This is a genomic window from Klebsiella sp. C283 (assembly GCF_048822555.1).
GTDB lineage: Bacteria > Pseudomonadota > Gammaproteobacteria > Enterobacterales > Enterobacteriaceae > Klebsiella > Klebsiella quasipneumoniae.
Map to the genome: position 1 here is coordinate 225,720 of NZ_JBMEZS010000002.1, position 13,953 is coordinate 239,672.

Below are 13,953 nucleotides of genomic sequence, written 5' to 3' on the forward strand. Positions count from 1 at the left end.
CCGCCGGGGTCTGGAATCGCCAGGGCATAATCTGAACGGCAACCGGCGCGATCAGGCGTCGGCCACCTGCTCTACCGCCCGGGAGAACGCGTCGATGGCCAGCCCGACGTCGGCGGTGGTGACCGATTCCGCCGGGTGATGGCTGACGCCCCCCAGGCAGCGCACAAACAGCATGGCCGATGGCCAGCGCTCGGCGATGGCGATGGCGTCATGCCCTGCGCCGCTCGGCAGCGTCAGCGACCGCCCCTGCACCGCCACCACCGCCTCGCTCAGCACCGCCTGCAGCTGGCTGTCGCAGGCGGTGGCGGCGATGCGATAATACTCCTCGGCGCTGAAGCTCAGCTGGCGGCGCCCGGCAATGGTCTGCGCCTCCGCCAGCAACTCCTCCAGCAGCGCCGCCAGCGGCGCATCCTGCGGGCCGCGAATATCCAGCGTCAGCTGCACCTCGCCCGGTATCACGTTCACCGCGCCCGGCGCACAGCGCAGGGTGCCGACCGTCGCCACCAGATTGCCGCCGCGCTGCCGGGTCAGGCTTTCCACCTGCACCATCCATTCCGCCGCCGCGGCGAGCGCGTCCTTACGATGGAGCATCGGCACCGTGCCGGCATGGCCGGCTTCGCCGGTAAAGCGGCAGTTCAGGCGGCGGGCGCCGTTAATCGCCTCCACTACGCCGAGCGCCAGACCCGCCTGCTCCAGGCACGGCCCCTGCTCGATATGCAGTTCCAGATAGGCGGCGATATCCTGCGGGCGGCGGGCGGCATGGGCGATCCGCGCCGGATCGAGCCCGGCATTCACCAGCGCCTGGGCGACGCTCACCCCGCCGGCATCGCACTGCGACAGCCAGCTTTCAGGCCAGGTGCCGGTGACGCCGCGGCTGCCAAGCAGGGTGATGCCGAAGCGGGTGCCCTCTTCATCGCCAAAACCGACGATCTCGATAGCCTTTGCCAGCCGTCGCCCTTGCTGGTGCAGACGCTGCACCACCTCAATCGCCGTCAGCACGCCGAGCATGCCGTCGTAGCGCCCGGCGTTGCGCACGGTGTCAAGATGAGAGCCCAGCAGCACCGCCGGCGCGCCCTCCTGCACGCCTTCATAGCGACCGCAGATGTTGCCGACGCTGTCCTGCCACACCATCATACCGGCGGCCTGCATCCACTGACCCACCAGCTGGTTGGCCTGCAGATGCTCCGGCGACAGATAGACCCGGGTCAGGGCGTCGGCGGTTTCGCTGAGGGCGGCCAGCTGGTCGGCGCGTGCCATTACCCGGCTGGCGGCCGCCTCTCTCTCCGCCTGCTGGCGGACGGTATCACTCATAGGTTGCCCTCGGTGCGGTAGTGATCCCAGGCCGCCTGCATCGCCGCGCCCTGGGTGGTGGTGAACTTGAGGTAGTTCAGCACCGCCTCCAGCGCACTGAGGGTCTGCATCACGCAGTCTTTACGCGCGTTATAGCCCATGGTGCCAATGCGCCAGACTTTACCGTGCAGCGGGCCGAACGAGGTGCCAATCTCAATACCGAAATCTTCCAGCATCAGCTTACGCACCTGGTCGCCGTTGACCCCGTTGGGGATCACCACCCCCAGCACGTTATTCATTTTGTGCCGCAGGTCGCCAAAGGTCTCAAGACCCATCGCCTGGATCCCTTTCAGCAGCGCATCGCCGTGCAGCTTGTGGCGGGCGATGCCGTTGTCGAGTCCCTCCTGAAGGATCAGGCGCGCGCACTCCCGGGCGGCGAACAGCGCCGAGGTCGCTTCGGTGTGGTGGTTAAGGCGCTCCGGCCCCCAGTAATCCATCACCATCCCGAGATCGAAATAGTTGGAGTAGATCATCTCGTCGACGCCATCGTGGTGGGCGTCGGTGCGGATCCCCTGCTCAATGCAGCGGCGGCGGCGGATCGCCTCTTCCATCCGCGGGCTGAGGGTAATGGGCGAGGTGCCGGAGGGGCCGCCCAGGCACTTCTGCATCCCGGCGGACACCGCGTCCAGCTGCCAGGCGTCGGTTTCCAGCGGGTTGCCGCCGAGCGACGCGGTGGCGTCAGTATAGAACAGCACGTCGTGGCGACGACAAATCTCTCCCAGCTCCGCCAGCGGTTGCAGCATAGTGGTCGAGGTATCGCCCTGCACGGTAAGCAGAAGGCGCGGGCGCACGCGCTTGATCGCGTCCTCAACCTGGTCCGGGGTAAAGACTTCCCCCCACGGCACCTCGATGGTGTGTACCTCTGCCCGGCAACGGCGCGCTATTTCGCACAGCAGGTGGCCAAACCGGCCGAACACTGGCACCAGCACCTTGTCGCCCGGACGGATCGCCGACACCAGGATCGCTTCGATACCAGCGCGGGAGGTACCGTCCACCAGCATCGTCCAGCGGTTTTCGGTGCGAAACACGCCGCGGTAGAGCGCCATCACTTCATTCATATAGTGGGTCATCGCCGGATCGTACTGCCCCACCAGCTGGCTCGCCATGGCCCGCAGCACGCGCGGGTCGGCGTTGATCGGCCCCGGGCCCATCAGCAGGCGCTGCGGCGGGTTAATTTGCGAAAACTGAGTGATATCCATCTGCCATTCCTTACGTTAGTTAAGACCGCGCACCGAGGAGATAAACTGTTTCAGTTCGGTTGTCTGCGGACTGGCGAACAGCGTTTTGCTGTCACCCTGCTCCCAGACGCGCCCCTGATGCATAAACACCACGCGGTCGCCCACTTCGCGGGCAAAATTCATTTCATGGGTGACGAGGATCAGCGTCATGCCTTCCGCCGCCAGCTGCTCCAGCACCTTAAGCACTTCGCCCACCAGTTCCGGGTCGAGCGCCGAGGTAATTTCGTCACAAAGTAAAACCTTTGGCGACATGGCCAGCGCCCGGGCGATGGCCACGCGCTGCTGCTGGCCGCCGGAGAGATTGGCCGGGTAGTAATCCAGACGGTCGCCGAGCCCGACCTTCTCCAGCATCCGCTGCGCCAGCTCGCGGCATTCGGCCTGGGACTTCTTCAGCACCCGCCGCGGGGCCAGCATGACGTTCTCCAGCGCCGTCATGTGCGGAAAGAGATTGAAGTTCTGGAACACCATGCCGATGGAACGGCTGATCTCCCGGGCCTGGGAATCGCGGTCGGTGATGGTCATGCCCCCCAGCTTGATGCTCCCCTCCTGGTACCCCTCCAGGCCATTGATGCAGCGCAGCAGAGTGCTTTTGCCCGAGCCGCTGCGGCCGATGATCGAGATCACTTCCCCCATGTCGATATCCAGATCGACGCCCTTCAGCACATGGTTGTCGCCGTAGTACTTCTGCATCTGATTAATGGTGATGAGAGGCATTGAATTTGTTCTCCAGATAACGGCTGTAGCGGGACAGCGGATAGCACAGAATGAAATAGCCCAGCGCCACCAGGGCAAACACTTTAAACGGCTGGTAAGTGACGTTGGTCAGCATGGTTCCCGCCTTGGTCAGCTCCACAAAGCCAATAATCGAGGCCAGCGCCGTGCCTTTGATCACCTGTACGGCGAATCCCACCGTCGGCGCGATGGCGATGCGCAGCGCCTGCGGCGCCACCACCCGGTACAGGGTCTGGCCGAAGCTCAGCCCGAGACAGCGCGAGGCTTCCCACTGGCCTTTCGGCAGCGCGCGAATGCTGCCGAACCAGATATCCAGCAGAAAGGCGCTGGTGTAGAGCGTCAGGGCCACCGACGCCGCGGTCCATGCCGAGACGTCGATGCCGAACAGCGCCACGCCGAAAAATGCCAGAAACAGCTGCATCAGCAGCGGCGTCCCCTGAAACAGTTCAACGTAGCCGCGGATCAGTCGTTTTACCTGCCGTCCGCCGGTCAGGCGCAACAGCAGCAACGGTAAGGTCACCAGCGCCCCGCCGGTGAACGCGACCAGAGACAGCAGCACCGTCCAGCGACCGGCCAGCAGCAGGTTGCGGATAATGTCCCAGTCGGTAAAGGTGGTCATCATGCCTGCACTCCCAGCCATTTACGCCCCGCCGCCATCAGCAGCTGACGCATCGCTATCGATAACGCTAAGTAGATCCCGGTGGTCACCAGATAGACCTCAAAGCTCAAAAATGTTCGCGACTGGATCAGGTTGGCGGCGAAGGTCAGCTCCTCATAGGAGACCTGCGACACCACCGACGAGCCGAGCATCACGATGATGCACTGGCTGACCAGCGCCGGATAAATCCGCTGCAGCGCCGGGGGCAGCACGACGCGAAGGAAGGTTTGCGTCCGGCTGAGTCCGAGCACGCGTCCGGCCTCCCACTGGCCTTTCGGCGTCACCTGAATGCCGGCGCGCACGATCTCGGTGCTGTAGGCCCCAAGGTTCAACACCATCGCCAGCAGCGCCGCTTCGCCGGCGGTCATCTTCAGTCCCAGGTTCGGTAAACCAAAGACGATAAAAAAGAGCTGCACCACGAACGGCGTGTTACGAATGATTTCCACATATCCGCCCCACACCCGGCTGAGGACGCCCGGGCGGCCGCTGCGGATCGCCGCCCCGAGGATGCCGATCGCCAGTCCGCCGATCGTCGCCAGCACCGTCAGCTGCACCGTCACCCACAGGCCGGCCAGCAGCTCCGGCCAGTGCGGCCAGAGCTCAGAAAAATGAAGTTGCTCCGTCATCCACAGACCTTACGCGCCGAGGCTGGCAGGCAGCGGCGCTTTCAGCCACTTCTCAGACAGACCGTTGAGGGTGCCGTCCTTAATGCCCTGCTCGATGAGGGTATCCACTTTCGCCTTCAGCGCCGGTTCGTTCTTTTTCAGCCCGATAAAGCACGGCGAGTCCTTCAGCATAAAGCTCGGCACCGGCGCTTTGTCGGCGTTCTGCCGGGCGATGGCCGCCACCACCAGGTTCCCGGTGGCGACATACTGCACCTGACCTGACAGGTAGGCCGACAGGGTGGTGTTATTGTCCTCGTAGCGCTTAATCTGCGCCGCCTGCGGCGCCACGCTGGTCAGCACCATGTCTTCCACCGCCCCGCGGGTCACGCCGACGCTTTTACCGCTCAGCGCGGCCGCGTCCTTCAGCTCCGCCCCTTTCGGGCCAAACACCCCGAGGAAGAACGGCGCGTAGGCGCGGCTGAAGTCGATCACTTTCTCACGCTCAGCGTTTTTGCCGAGGCTGGAGATCACCAGGTCCACCTTATCCGTCTGCAGATACGGCACGCGGTTGGCGCTGGTTACCGGGACCAGCTGCAGCTTGAGCTTCATCGACTTCGCCAGATAGCGCGCCATGTCGATGTCATACCCCTGCGGCTGCAGGTCGGTCCCCACCGAGCCGAATGGCGGAAAATCCTGGGGTACGGCAATGCGGATGACGCCGCGTTTTTCAATATCCTGGAGCTGGTCAGCCTGAGCGGCGGAAACAGACGAAAGGAGACAAGCGGCCCCGGCCAGTGCGATCAACAGTTTCTTCATGATGTTTACCCGTTACGTTAGCATGAAACAAAAGATTCTTTGAATCTGTTTTTGCAACTAATGTGCCAGATACGGTCGATGCGCGGGTTGGCGAGGAATAAAGGCAAAAAGTGTGAACGGACAGGGAGTAAGGAGCAGAAGAGTAGAAATCGACGGCGCCAGAACGCGGAACCAAATGCACCATATTGATGCACAGCACCACGCTGGCGCCCCATCAGCGTTGTTCCAGCTCGTCCAGCTGCTGATAAAGCGTAGCGATATCGTGGATCCGCGGACGACCGCTGTCGAGCGTTTCATGCAGAAAGGCATTGGCCAGCAGATTGATCAAACTGTTGACCGAGGCATAGCTGTCGTAAGCCGAGACGCTGTCCAGCGGCGCGCAGAGCTGCCAGCGGGAGAGCGGGAACAGGCTGTGGGCCTGCGGCTCGCACATTAACAGAACCGGCACCCCGTCGCGCTGCAGCTGCTGCAGCAGCGGGCGCACGATCCGCGGCCGCCGGCGAAACGCCATCATCACCACCAGGTCATCGGCGGTCAGGTCGACCAGCTCTTCGCTGAGGCTCTGCCCCGGCTGGGGCAGCACCAGCACCTGACCGCGAGCCTGCAGCAGCTGCTGGCGCAGGTGCAGCGCCGCCGGATAGGCATTGCGCATGCCAATCACCACAATGCGGCGCGCGGCCACCATCGCCGTCAGCGCCTCGGCGAACTGGTGAGCGTCAAGGGCATTGACCCATTGGGTGAGGTTCGCCATCTCCTGCTTATAATGACGCGCCAGCAGCGTGTTACCCTGCACCGCGTCGCGCTGGTCGGTCAGCGGCATTCCGCTCTGGCGCAGGGTGCGCAGTTCATCGCGCATGTCCTTATATTTGTCATAGCCGAGGCGCTTGAACAGCCGGCTGACGGTGGCTTTCGACACGCCGCTCAGCTGCGCCAGCTCGGCGCTGTTGTAGCTTATCAGGTCATCAAAGTGGTCAAAGATGAAATCCGCCACCCGCTGCTCCTGCGGCGACAGCGAGGCATATTGCCCTTTCAGTCGTTCATCGAGTTGTTGCATAGCGCCCCTGTAACTTTCGTTTCATCATCCATCCCTCATCATACTGTATCTGCTATGCCTTACACATAGCGTGCCAGCGGGAAAATTCCGGTCATTGTTTTTATCAATGAAACGAAACGTTCAGAGATGGAACAGCTTTTGCAGTGTTCTGCGGGTGATTCGTTCAGAAAGGATAATTTATGCACAGTAGCAACGTTTCGACCCACGGCATGGCGGTCGCTCCTCACCACCTCGCCAGCCAGAGCGCGCTGGCCATCCTGCGCGAGGGCGGCAGCGCCATTGAAGCGATGGTGGCTGCCGCCGCGGCCATCGCCGTCGTCTATCCGCACATGAACGGCCTGGGCGGGGATGGTTTCTGGCTGATAGTGCCTCCCGGGGGGGATCCCATCGCCATTGACGCCAGCGGGGCGGCCGGCTCGCTGGCCACCCTCGAGGCCTATGCCGGTCAGCGGCATATTCCCCACCGAGGACCGCAGGCTGCGCTGACCGTCGCCGGCACCGTCAGCGGCTGGGACGAGGCGCTGCGAATTTCACGGGACTTAACCGGCCGCGCGCTGCCGGTGGCGCGCCTGCTGGCCGATGCTATCGGTTATGCCGAAGACGGCATTCCGGTCACCGCCTCCCAGGCCCACGCCACCGCCAGCAAACTGGAAGAGCTGCGCCACCAGCCGGGCTTCAGCGAAACCTGGCTGGCGGCGGGCGAGCCCCCCCGGGCCGGCAGCCGCTTTCGCCAGCCCGCCCTCGCCGGAACCCTGCGCATGCTGGCCAGCGACGGTCTCGACAGTTTCTATCGCGGCCCGCTGGCCGAACGTCTCGCCCAGGGGATGGCCGCGCTGGGGATGCCCGTTACCCTCGGCGACCTGCAGGCCCACCGCGCCCGGCGCCCGGCGCCGCTGACTCTCCAGCACCGACAGGGCACGCTGTGGAACCTCGCCCCGCCGACGCAGGGGCTGGTGTCGCTGGCGATCCTCGGCATCACTGACCGTCTGAACATGGCCGACGCCGACGAGGCGCAAACGGTGCATCGCATCGTCGAAGCCACCAAGCGGGCATTTGCCCTGCGCGATGCGCATATCACCGATCCGCGCCATCTGGATGTCGACGTTCAGCAACTGCTGACTCCGGAGGCGCTGCAGCCGCTGGCCGACAGCATCGACGACGCCAGCGCTTCGCCCTGGGGCGGCGGCAAAGGCCCGGGCGATACCGTCTGGATGGGCGTCGTGGATAACAGCGGCCTGGCGGTGTCATTCATTCAGAGCATCTATCACGAGTTTGGCAGCGGCGTGGTGATCCCGGACACCGGGATCGTCTGGCAAAACCGCGGGGCGGCCTTCAGCCTCGATCCGCAGCATCTTCTGGCGCTGGCGCCAGGCAAACAGCCGTTCCATACCCTCAACCCCGCCGCGGCGCGCCTGAACGATGGCCGGGTGATGGTCTATGGCTCGATGGGCGGCGACGGGCAGCCGCAGACCCAGGCGGCGCTGTTTACCCGCTATATCCTGCAGGGGGCGCCGCTGCAGGAGAGCATCTCCCGGCCGCGCTGGCTGCTGGGCCGCACCTGGGGCCAGTCCTCGGATTCACTGAAGCTGGAGGGACGCTTTGCCCCCGCCTGCATCGCTCGCCTGCGCGAGCTGGGGCACGAGGTGGAAGTGCTGGCCGATTTCAGCGAGGCGATGGGCCACGCCGGGGCCATTGTCCGCCATCCCAACGGCCTGCTTGAAGGGGCTACCGATCCACGCAGCAACGGCGCCGCCGCCGGATACTAAGGAGCAGACCATGACCACACAGCCAGACTGGAGCGAGTATCTGACGCAGATGACCCACCTGTTGCGCCTGGAGCTGGATGCGCCGCGCCGTGAGGAGCTGGAGCGCCAGTTTGCCCGCATCGCCGCCATGGCGCAGCCGCTGATGGACTATCCCCTCGGGCCGCGCGACGACATTGCGGGGGTGTATAAAGCATGACACTTCACCATTTCACCATCGCCGAGATCCAGCGTGCGCTGCACGAGGGCGAACTGAGCGCCCGGGAGATCGCCCGCCAGACGCTGGACGATATCGCCCGCGTGAATCCGCAGATCAACGCCTGGACCGAGGTCACCGCCCAGCGCATGCTGGCGGAGGCCGACAGCATCGACGCCCTGCGCCGGGAAAAGCGCCCCCTGCCGCCGCTGGCGGGCATTCCCTACGCGGTGAAAAATCTGTTTGATGTCGCCGGGCACACCACCCTCGCCGGAGCGGAACTGCTGAGCGACCGGCCGCCGGCAGCCAGCGACAGCTGGGCGGTGCGCCAGCTGCACAGCGCCGGCGCCCTGCTCAGCGGGATGCTCAATATGGACGCCTACGCCTACGGCTTCACCACCGAAAACAGCCACTATGGCGCGACGCATAACCCGCACGATCTGTCGCGGATCGCCGGCGGATCTTCCGGCGGTTCGGCCGCGGCGGTGGCGGCCGGGCTGGTCCATTTCAGCCTCGGCAGCGATACCAACGGCTCGATCCGCGTCCCCGCGTCGCTGTGCGGGATCTTTGGCCTGAAACCCACTTTCGGCCGCCTCTCCCGCTCCGGCAGCCATCCGTTTGTCGCCAGTCTGGATCATATTGGTCCCTTTGCCCGCCGGGTGGCCGACCTTGCCGCGGTGTATGACGCCCTGCAGGGGCGCGACCCGGCCGATGACTTTCAGGCCGATAAAGCCAGCGAGCGCACCGGCAACCTGCTGGAGCGCGGGCTGGAGGGTCTGCGCTGCGCGCGGCTGGGGGGCTATTTCACCACCTGGTGCGATGACGACGCCCGGGCGGCCGTGGATCGGGTCGCCCACGCGCTGGGCGCCGACAGCGAGCTGCAGTTCGCGGATGCCGCCCTGGCCCGCTCGGCGGCCTTTATCATCAGCGCCAGCGAAGGCGGCAATCAGTATCTGCCGGATCTTCGCCACTCGCCCGAGCGCTTTGAGCCTCACTCCCGCGAGCGGCTGCTGGCCGGGGCGATGATCCCCTCCGCATGGTATCTGCAGGCCCAGCGCTTCCGCCGCCATGCCCGTCAGGCGATGAAATCCCTGTTCAGTCAGGCCGATGTGCTGATCGCCCCGGCCACCCCATGCAGCGCCACGCCGATTGGCGCCGAGGAGATGGTGATTAACGGCCAGCCGCTGCCGGTGCGCGCCAGCATGGGAATGCTGACGCAGCCGATCTCCTTCCTCGGGCTGCCGGTGGTGACCGTGCCCCTGCGTACCGCCAGCGGCAAGCCGATTGGCCTGCAGCTGATTGCCGCGCCGTTTAACGAACAAGCCTGTCTTCGCGCCGCGCGGGCGCTGGAAGCGATGGGCATTACCGATGCCCGAGTGGCGGAGATTGCAGCATGATCAATCTGGATAATGTAGACCGCCCGGCGATCCTCGCCGAGGTGACGGCGGCGTTTTATCAGTATGAAGAGGCGCTGGTCAGCAATAACATCGAGGCGCTGGATGCGCTGTTCTGGCACGATCCGCGTACCGTGCGGCTGGGGGCCGGCGAAAATCTGTATGGCATCGAGGCGATCCGCGCCTTTCGCGCCGCCCGCCCCGCCGCCGGTCTGGCCCGCGATCTGCGCCATACTATCATCACCACCTTTGGCGCGGACATGGCGGTGTGCAGCACCGAGTTCACCCGCGAAGGCAGCGCCCGCCCTGGACGCCAGCAGCAGACGTGGGTGCGTTTTCCCTATGGCTGGCGGATTGTCGCCGCCCAGGTCAGTCTGATGGACTGAGGGGAACAATACCGATTATGGCCAGGTGGAAACCGTCTCCACTGGCCATTCCCGGACCGGTAAAAATGGAGTTATTGGCGATGGTCAGGATGTTTGAGGGCTGCTGAATCAGCAGATAGTCTTGCGCTGAAAAGGTCATTTCTGCCGCAGGCCTGTCAGGCAGCAACTGTCATTACACTTTGCCAAGCAGGATATTTAACATACGGCGCAAGGGTTCCGCCGCGCCCCATAACAGCTGATCGCCCACCGTCAATACCGAGTAGATCGGCTCATTATTTAGCGACATTTTCTTGTAGCGGCCAATACCCACCTGCAGCGAACCGCTAATAGCAGCCGGGGTCAGTTTACTGACACTCTCTGGCTTATTATTGGGGATATAGTTTACCCACGGATGGGAATGGGTCACTAACTCTGCGAATTCCGTTTCGCTGACCTCACGTTTAAGTTTAAGGGTAATGGCAGCGCTGTGGCAGCGGATCACGCCGACCCGAATACATAAACCATTAACCGGGATGGTGCCGGGCGCAAGGCCAAGTATTTTATTGGTTTCCGCCTCCCCCTTCCATTCTTCGCGGCTATTTCCATCGCCTAAATCGCTGTCGATCCATGGAATAATGCTGCCCATCAGCGGGACGCCAAAATGCTCCACCGGCATGCCGGCGCTATTAATCAGCTCACTCACTTTATTGACTAAAGGCAGCACGGAACCTGATGCCGCCAGTTCATCAGCGGACAAATGCTGGCTGATATACGCGCTTTGCGCGATCAATTCCCGCACCTGTTTAGCGCCCGCCCCGGAGGCAGACTGATAGGTCATGACGCTCATCCATTCGATCAGATCAGCCTTGATCAGCCCGGCCAGCCCCATCAGGCTCAGCGTAATGGAGCAGTTGCCGCCGACAAACAGTTTCACTCCCGCTTTCACCGCACGATCGATATTATCGCGGTTGACCGGGTCGAGAATAATGCAGGCGTTCTCATCCATTCGCAGCGCCGAAGCGGCGTCGATCCAGTACCCTTGCCAGCCCGAGTGAATTAACGCCGGATAGATGGCTTTGGTATAATCCCCGCCCTGACAGGTTATAATAATATCCATTTCGGCGAGGGCGCTCAGGGAATTCGCATCTTTCAGTCTGTCGCTTTTACCATTAATAACCGGGCCCGCGGCACCCGCACTGGAGGTACTAAAAAAATGCGCTGAAATATCGTCGAAATCATTCTCTTCGATCATTCGCTGCAACAATACTGAGCCAACCATGCCCCGCCAGCCAACAATACCCACCTGCTTCATTTATTTAACCTTAAAAAGTTATGAGAATATTAATTTGCCTTCGCCATACCTTATATCGTATCCCCCAATAAAGGTCATTACCCACCACATCGATTTCTATGATTATTAAAATGTTTCATCTGCCATCAGCGGTTTTTATCTCTTATTACGGTAAAGCAGAAATAAGCAGGCGGCGGAGACTGTCCCGCTTTCAGCAGTCAAAGGAAGAAATGACGTAGCGGAACGCCAGCGGCTGCTCCCCTGACGGTTATCAAGAGTAACTTGCATTTTGATAGTGACTATGTCAATTTGCTGGCAACAGCCACCTGCTCCCTGGACCGCCCATGAAAAATGAACCGCTTTGCCACGCTCCCTGCCCCATCGCCCGTAGCCTGGGCCGCATCGGCGACAGCTGGAGCATCATGATCCTGCGCGACGCCTTTGCGGGCTTTACCCGCTTCGACGAATTTCAGAAAAGCAGCAACGTCGCGCCCAATATTCTGTCGCGCCGCCTGAAGGCGCTGGTCGATGACGGGCTGCTGGAGAAGGTCTGCTATAGCAGCACGCCGCCGCGCTACGAATACCACCTCACCCCGCGCGGCCGCGATTTCCGCATGGTGCTGCTGGCGCTGGCGGAATGGGGTAATCGCCACTTCGCTCCCGAAGGCCGTCAGATGCAGCTGGTGGAAACCGCCACCCAGCGCCGCGTGGAGCCAGTCATGGTGGATAAAGCGACCGGGGAAGAGATTATTCCGGGTAAATACGCCATGGTGCCAGGCCCCGCCGCCTCGCCGCTGATGCAATATCGTCATGAATATCTGCTGCGCAAACGCGAAGGCGATAGCGGGCAAAAATTCCAGCCTGAACCCTACAGAGATGCCGGCAATGAATCCGGCCAGTAAGCAAAGCGTCCACGTTCTGGCGGCCATCTGAATAACGCCAGGATTTTGTTCAGCGCAGCGCGGCAAACTTCGCCACGCGGGGATCTCACCGGATGCCGCGCTGGCGCGGCGGGAGGCGCGAACCCAGGCATTTTCCGATGCGTTCTACCTCATCATGATTGGTTTTTTGCCTGCCGCGCAGCTGGTTCCCTTGATGAAAAAGCTGCCGGCACACTGATACTACAGGAGAGTTAACTATGGGCGTTTCAGTTAAACGCATTGTCGTCACCGGGATGGGGATTGTCAGCCCGCTGGGCTGCGGCGTACAGCACGTCTGGCAGTCGCTGCTGGCAGGAAAATCAGGGATTACCCGGCTCAGCGAGCAGCTGGTCGCGGATATTCCCTGCAAAGTGGCCGGCCAGGTGCCGTCCATTGAAAGCGATCCGCTGCACGGCTTCGACCCGCTGGCGACCATCCCGGCGAAAGAGCGCAAAAAGATGGATCGTTTTATCGAGTTTGCGCTGGTCGCCGCGCGTGAAGCGCTGACTCAGGCCGGTTGGTCGCCGGCATCTGCGGCCGAACAGGAACGCACCGCCACGGTGATCGCCACCGGGATCGGCGGGTTCAGCGAGATCGCCAATGCGGTACATACCACCGATGAGCGCGGGCCGCGTCGCCTCTCCCCGTTCACCATTCCCTCTTTTCTGGCCAACCTGGCCGCCGGGCATGTGTCTATCGCTCACGGTTTCCGGGGCCCTATCGGCGCGCCGGTCACCGCCTGCGCGGCGGGCGCCCAGGCCATTGGCGATGCGGCGCGGATGATCCGCAGCGGCGAGGCGGATATCGCCCTCTGCGGCGGCGCGGAAGCGGCAATACATCGCGTTAGCCTTGCCGGGTTCGCCGCGGCAAGGGCGCTCTCCAGCGCCTCCAGCGACCAGCCGGAAGCCGCTTCCCGCCCCTTTGACCGCGACCGCGATGGATTTGTGATGGGAGAAGGCGCCGGGCTTATCGTGATCGAGTCGCTGGAGCACGCGCTGTCGCGCGGCGCCACGCCGCTGGCCGAGCTGGTGGGCTACGGCACCAGCGCAGATGCTTATCACCTGACCGCGGGCCCGGAAGATGGTAACGGCGCGCGTCGGGCCATGGAAACCGCCCTTCGCCAGGCCGGAGTGACCGCTGAAGAGGTTGACCATATTAACGCCCACGCCACCTCGACCCAGGTCGGCGATAAAGGCGAGCTGGCGGCGATTAAAACGCTGTTTGGCGCACATCCCGTCGCCATTACCTCGACGAAATCCGCCACCGGCCATCTGTTAGGCGCGGCAGGCGGGATTGAGGCCATCTTCACCATTCAGGCGCTGCGTGATCAGGTGGTGCCGCCGACGCTGAACCTGCATCATCCCGATGAAGAGGCGGCCGGTCTTAACCTGGTGGCGCTGGAGGCCCGCCCGCAGAAGATGCGCTATGCGCTGTCGAACGGTTTTGGCTTTGGCGGGGTTAACGCCAGCCTGTTGCTGAAACGCTGGGAATAATCGTCAACTCCCCCGCCGGCGCTGGCTGGCGGGGGAGTTCCACCCGGACACCCTACGCTGTCGCGGGTATCACTTGTC

Annotated in this window: 14 protein-coding genes and 1 pseudogene; 7 read left to right on the plus strand and 8 right to left on the minus strand. The window is 63.0% G+C overall.

Translation table 11 applies throughout. From position 1 onward, the window contains the following. Positions 1-51 precede the first annotated feature (51 nt). From hpxK to hpxU, 7 genes are all read right to left on the minus strand, one after another. Positions 52-1,311, minus strand: a complete 1,260-nt coding sequence (hpxK, locus tag ACOI7Z_RS04125) for an allantoate amidohydrolase (protein ID WP_087848814.1) — start codon at positions 1,309-1,311, stop codon at positions 52-54. Then, entirely contained in the window at positions 1,308-2,549 is a 1,242-nt protein-coding gene (locus tag ACOI7Z_RS04130) for a pyridoxal-phosphate-dependent aminotransferase family protein (protein WP_023289753.1), read from the minus strand. The genes hpxK and ACOI7Z_RS04130 overlap by 4 nt, the downstream gene beginning before the upstream one ends. Positions 2,550-2,564: 15 nt before the next feature. Beyond that, positions 2,565-3,302 carry an amino acid ABC transporter ATP-binding protein gene (locus ACOI7Z_RS04135; RefSeq protein WP_002905293.1) on the minus strand — a complete coding sequence of 246 codons (738 nt, stop codon included), beginning with the start codon at positions 3,300-3,302 and terminating at the stop codon, positions 2,565-2,567. Beyond that, complete coding sequence (locus tag ACOI7Z_RS04140; RefSeq protein ID WP_002905295.1) at positions 3,283-3,939, minus strand: amino acid ABC transporter permease; 657 nt, start codon at positions 3,937-3,939, stop codon at positions 3,283-3,285. Before ACOI7Z_RS04140 ends, ACOI7Z_RS04135 begins: the two co-directional genes overlap by 20 nt. Beyond that, positions 3,939-4,604 carry an amino acid ABC transporter permease gene (locus ACOI7Z_RS04145; protein ID WP_087848813.1) on the minus strand — a complete coding sequence of 222 codons (666 nt, stop codon included), beginning with the start codon at positions 4,602-4,604 and terminating at the stop codon, positions 3,939-3,941. The genes ACOI7Z_RS04140 and ACOI7Z_RS04145 overlap by 1 nt, the downstream gene beginning before the upstream one ends. A 9-nt stretch (positions 4,605-4,613) precedes the next feature. Next, complete coding sequence (locus ACOI7Z_RS04150; RefSeq protein ID WP_023289755.1) at positions 4,614-5,399, minus strand: transporter substrate-binding domain-containing protein; 786 nt, start codon at positions 5,397-5,399, stop codon at positions 4,614-4,616. Between the two features lie 214 nt (positions 5,400-5,613). Continuing rightward, entirely contained in the window at positions 5,614-6,453 is an 840-nt protein-coding gene (gene hpxU / locus ACOI7Z_RS04155) for a MurR/RpiR family transcriptional regulator HpxU (protein ID WP_023289756.1), read from the minus strand. Between the two features lie 179 nt (positions 6,454-6,632). Here hpxU and hpxW point away from each other — a divergent pair, with 179 nt between their 5' ends. The 4 genes from hpxW to hpxZ are packed head-to-tail and all read left to right on the plus strand — an operon-like array spanning position 6,633 to position 10,192. Continuing rightward, positions 6,633-8,219 carry an oxamate amidohydrolase gene (hpxW, locus tag ACOI7Z_RS04160; protein ID WP_064157880.1) on the plus strand — a complete coding sequence of 529 codons (1,587 nt, stop codon included), beginning with the start codon at positions 6,633-6,635 and terminating at the stop codon, positions 8,217-8,219. 10 nt (positions 8,220-8,229) lie between these two features. Beyond that, positions 8,230-8,415 (plus strand): oxalurate catabolism protein HpxX, encoded by a 186-nt coding sequence (gene hpxX, locus ACOI7Z_RS04165; RefSeq protein WP_023289758.1) that lies wholly within the window; start codon positions 8,230-8,232, stop codon positions 8,413-8,415. Beyond that, on the plus strand, positions 8,412-9,809 hold the full coding sequence (locus ACOI7Z_RS04170) for an AtzE family amidohydrolase (protein ID WP_087848812.1): 1,398 nt from the start codon (positions 8,412-8,414) through the stop codon (positions 9,807-9,809). Before hpxX ends, ACOI7Z_RS04170 begins: the two co-directional genes overlap by 4 nt. After that, positions 9,806-10,192, plus strand: coding sequence for an oxalurate catabolism protein HpxZ (hpxZ, locus tag ACOI7Z_RS04175; RefSeq protein WP_044523350.1), 387 nt, complete (start codon positions 9,806-9,808; stop codon positions 10,190-10,192). Before ACOI7Z_RS04170 ends, hpxZ begins: the two co-directional genes overlap by 4 nt. 172 nt (positions 10,193-10,364) lie before the next feature. Here hpxZ and asd read toward each other — a convergent pair whose 3' ends face one another. Beyond that, entirely contained in the window at positions 10,365-11,483 is a 1,119-nt protein-coding gene (asd, locus tag ACOI7Z_RS04180; RefSeq protein WP_049014064.1) for an aspartate-semialdehyde dehydrogenase, read from the minus strand. A gap of 323 nt (positions 11,484-11,806) precedes the next feature. On the opposite strand from asd, the gene ACOI7Z_RS04185 reads away from it, so the two are divergent. The 3 genes and pseudogenes from ACOI7Z_RS04185 to fabF all read left to right on the plus strand — a co-directional run bounded on the left by ACOI7Z_RS04185 (position 11,807) and on the right by fabF (position 13,875). Next, positions 11,807-12,364, plus strand: a complete 558-nt coding sequence (locus ACOI7Z_RS04185; protein ID WP_023289762.1) for a winged helix-turn-helix transcriptional regulator — start codon at positions 11,807-11,809, stop codon at positions 12,362-12,364. 41 nt (positions 12,365-12,405) lie between these two features. Further along, positions 12,406-12,581, plus strand: a pseudogene (locus ACOI7Z_RS04190) (EmrB/QacA family drug resistance transporter); the annotation flags it as partial. Between the two features lie 19 nt (positions 12,582-12,600). After that, on the plus strand, positions 12,601-13,875 hold the full coding sequence (gene fabF / locus ACOI7Z_RS04195; RefSeq protein ID WP_087848811.1) for a beta-ketoacyl-ACP synthase II: 1,275 nt from the start codon (positions 12,601-12,603) through the stop codon (positions 13,873-13,875). The last annotated feature ends 78 nt before the right edge of the window (positions 13,876-13,953 follow it).

What these genes read in the sequence shown, in the direction of transcription:
- ACOI7Z_RS04130 (WP_023289753.1), bottom strand. Translation starts at nt 2,549, where the DNA reads ATGGATATCACTCAGTTTTCGCAAATTAACCCGCCGCAGCGCCTGCTG.
- hpxZ (WP_044523350.1), top strand. Translation starts at nt 9,806, where the DNA reads ATGATCAATCTGGATAATGTAGACCGCCCGGCGATCCTCGCCGAGGTG.
- hpxW (WP_064157880.1), top strand. Translation starts at nt 6,633, where the DNA reads ATGCACAGTAGCAACGTTTCGACCCACGGCATGGCGGTCGCTCCTCAC.
- ACOI7Z_RS04185 (WP_023289762.1), top strand. Translation starts at nt 11,807, where the DNA reads ATGAAAAATGAACCGCTTTGCCACGCTCCCTGCCCCATCGCCCGTAGC.
- hpxK (WP_087848814.1), bottom strand. Translation starts at nt 1,311, where the DNA reads ATGAGTGATACCGTCCGCCAGCAGGCGGAGAGAGAGGCGGCCGCCAGC.
- ACOI7Z_RS04145 (WP_087848813.1), bottom strand. Translation starts at nt 4,604, where the DNA reads ATGACGGAGCAACTTCATTTTTCTGAGCTCTGGCCGCACTGGCCGGAG.
- hpxX (WP_023289758.1), top strand. Translation starts at nt 8,230, where the DNA reads ATGACCACACAGCCAGACTGGAGCGAGTATCTGACGCAGATGACCCAC.
- ACOI7Z_RS04150 (WP_023289755.1), bottom strand. Translation starts at nt 5,399, where the DNA reads ATGAAGAAACTGTTGATCGCACTGGCCGGGGCCGCTTGTCTCCTTTCG.
- asd (WP_049014064.1), bottom strand. Translation starts at nt 11,483, where the DNA reads ATGAAGCAGGTGGGTATTGTTGGCTGGCGGGGCATGGTTGGCTCAGTA.
- ACOI7Z_RS04140 (WP_002905295.1), bottom strand. Translation starts at nt 3,939, where the DNA reads ATGACCACCTTTACCGACTGGGACATTATCCGCAACCTGCTGCTGGCC.
- ACOI7Z_RS04135 (WP_002905293.1), bottom strand. Translation starts at nt 3,302, where the DNA reads ATGCCTCTCATCACCATTAATCAGATGCAGAAGTACTACGGCGACAAC.
- hpxU (WP_023289756.1), bottom strand. Translation starts at nt 6,453, where the DNA reads ATGCAACAACTCGATGAACGACTGAAAGGGCAATATGCCTCGCTGTCG.
- fabF (WP_087848811.1), top strand. Translation starts at nt 12,601, where the DNA reads ATGGGCGTTTCAGTTAAACGCATTGTCGTCACCGGGATGGGGATTGTC.
- ACOI7Z_RS04170 (WP_087848812.1), top strand. Translation starts at nt 8,412, where the DNA reads ATGACACTTCACCATTTCACCATCGCCGAGATCCAGCGTGCGCTGCAC.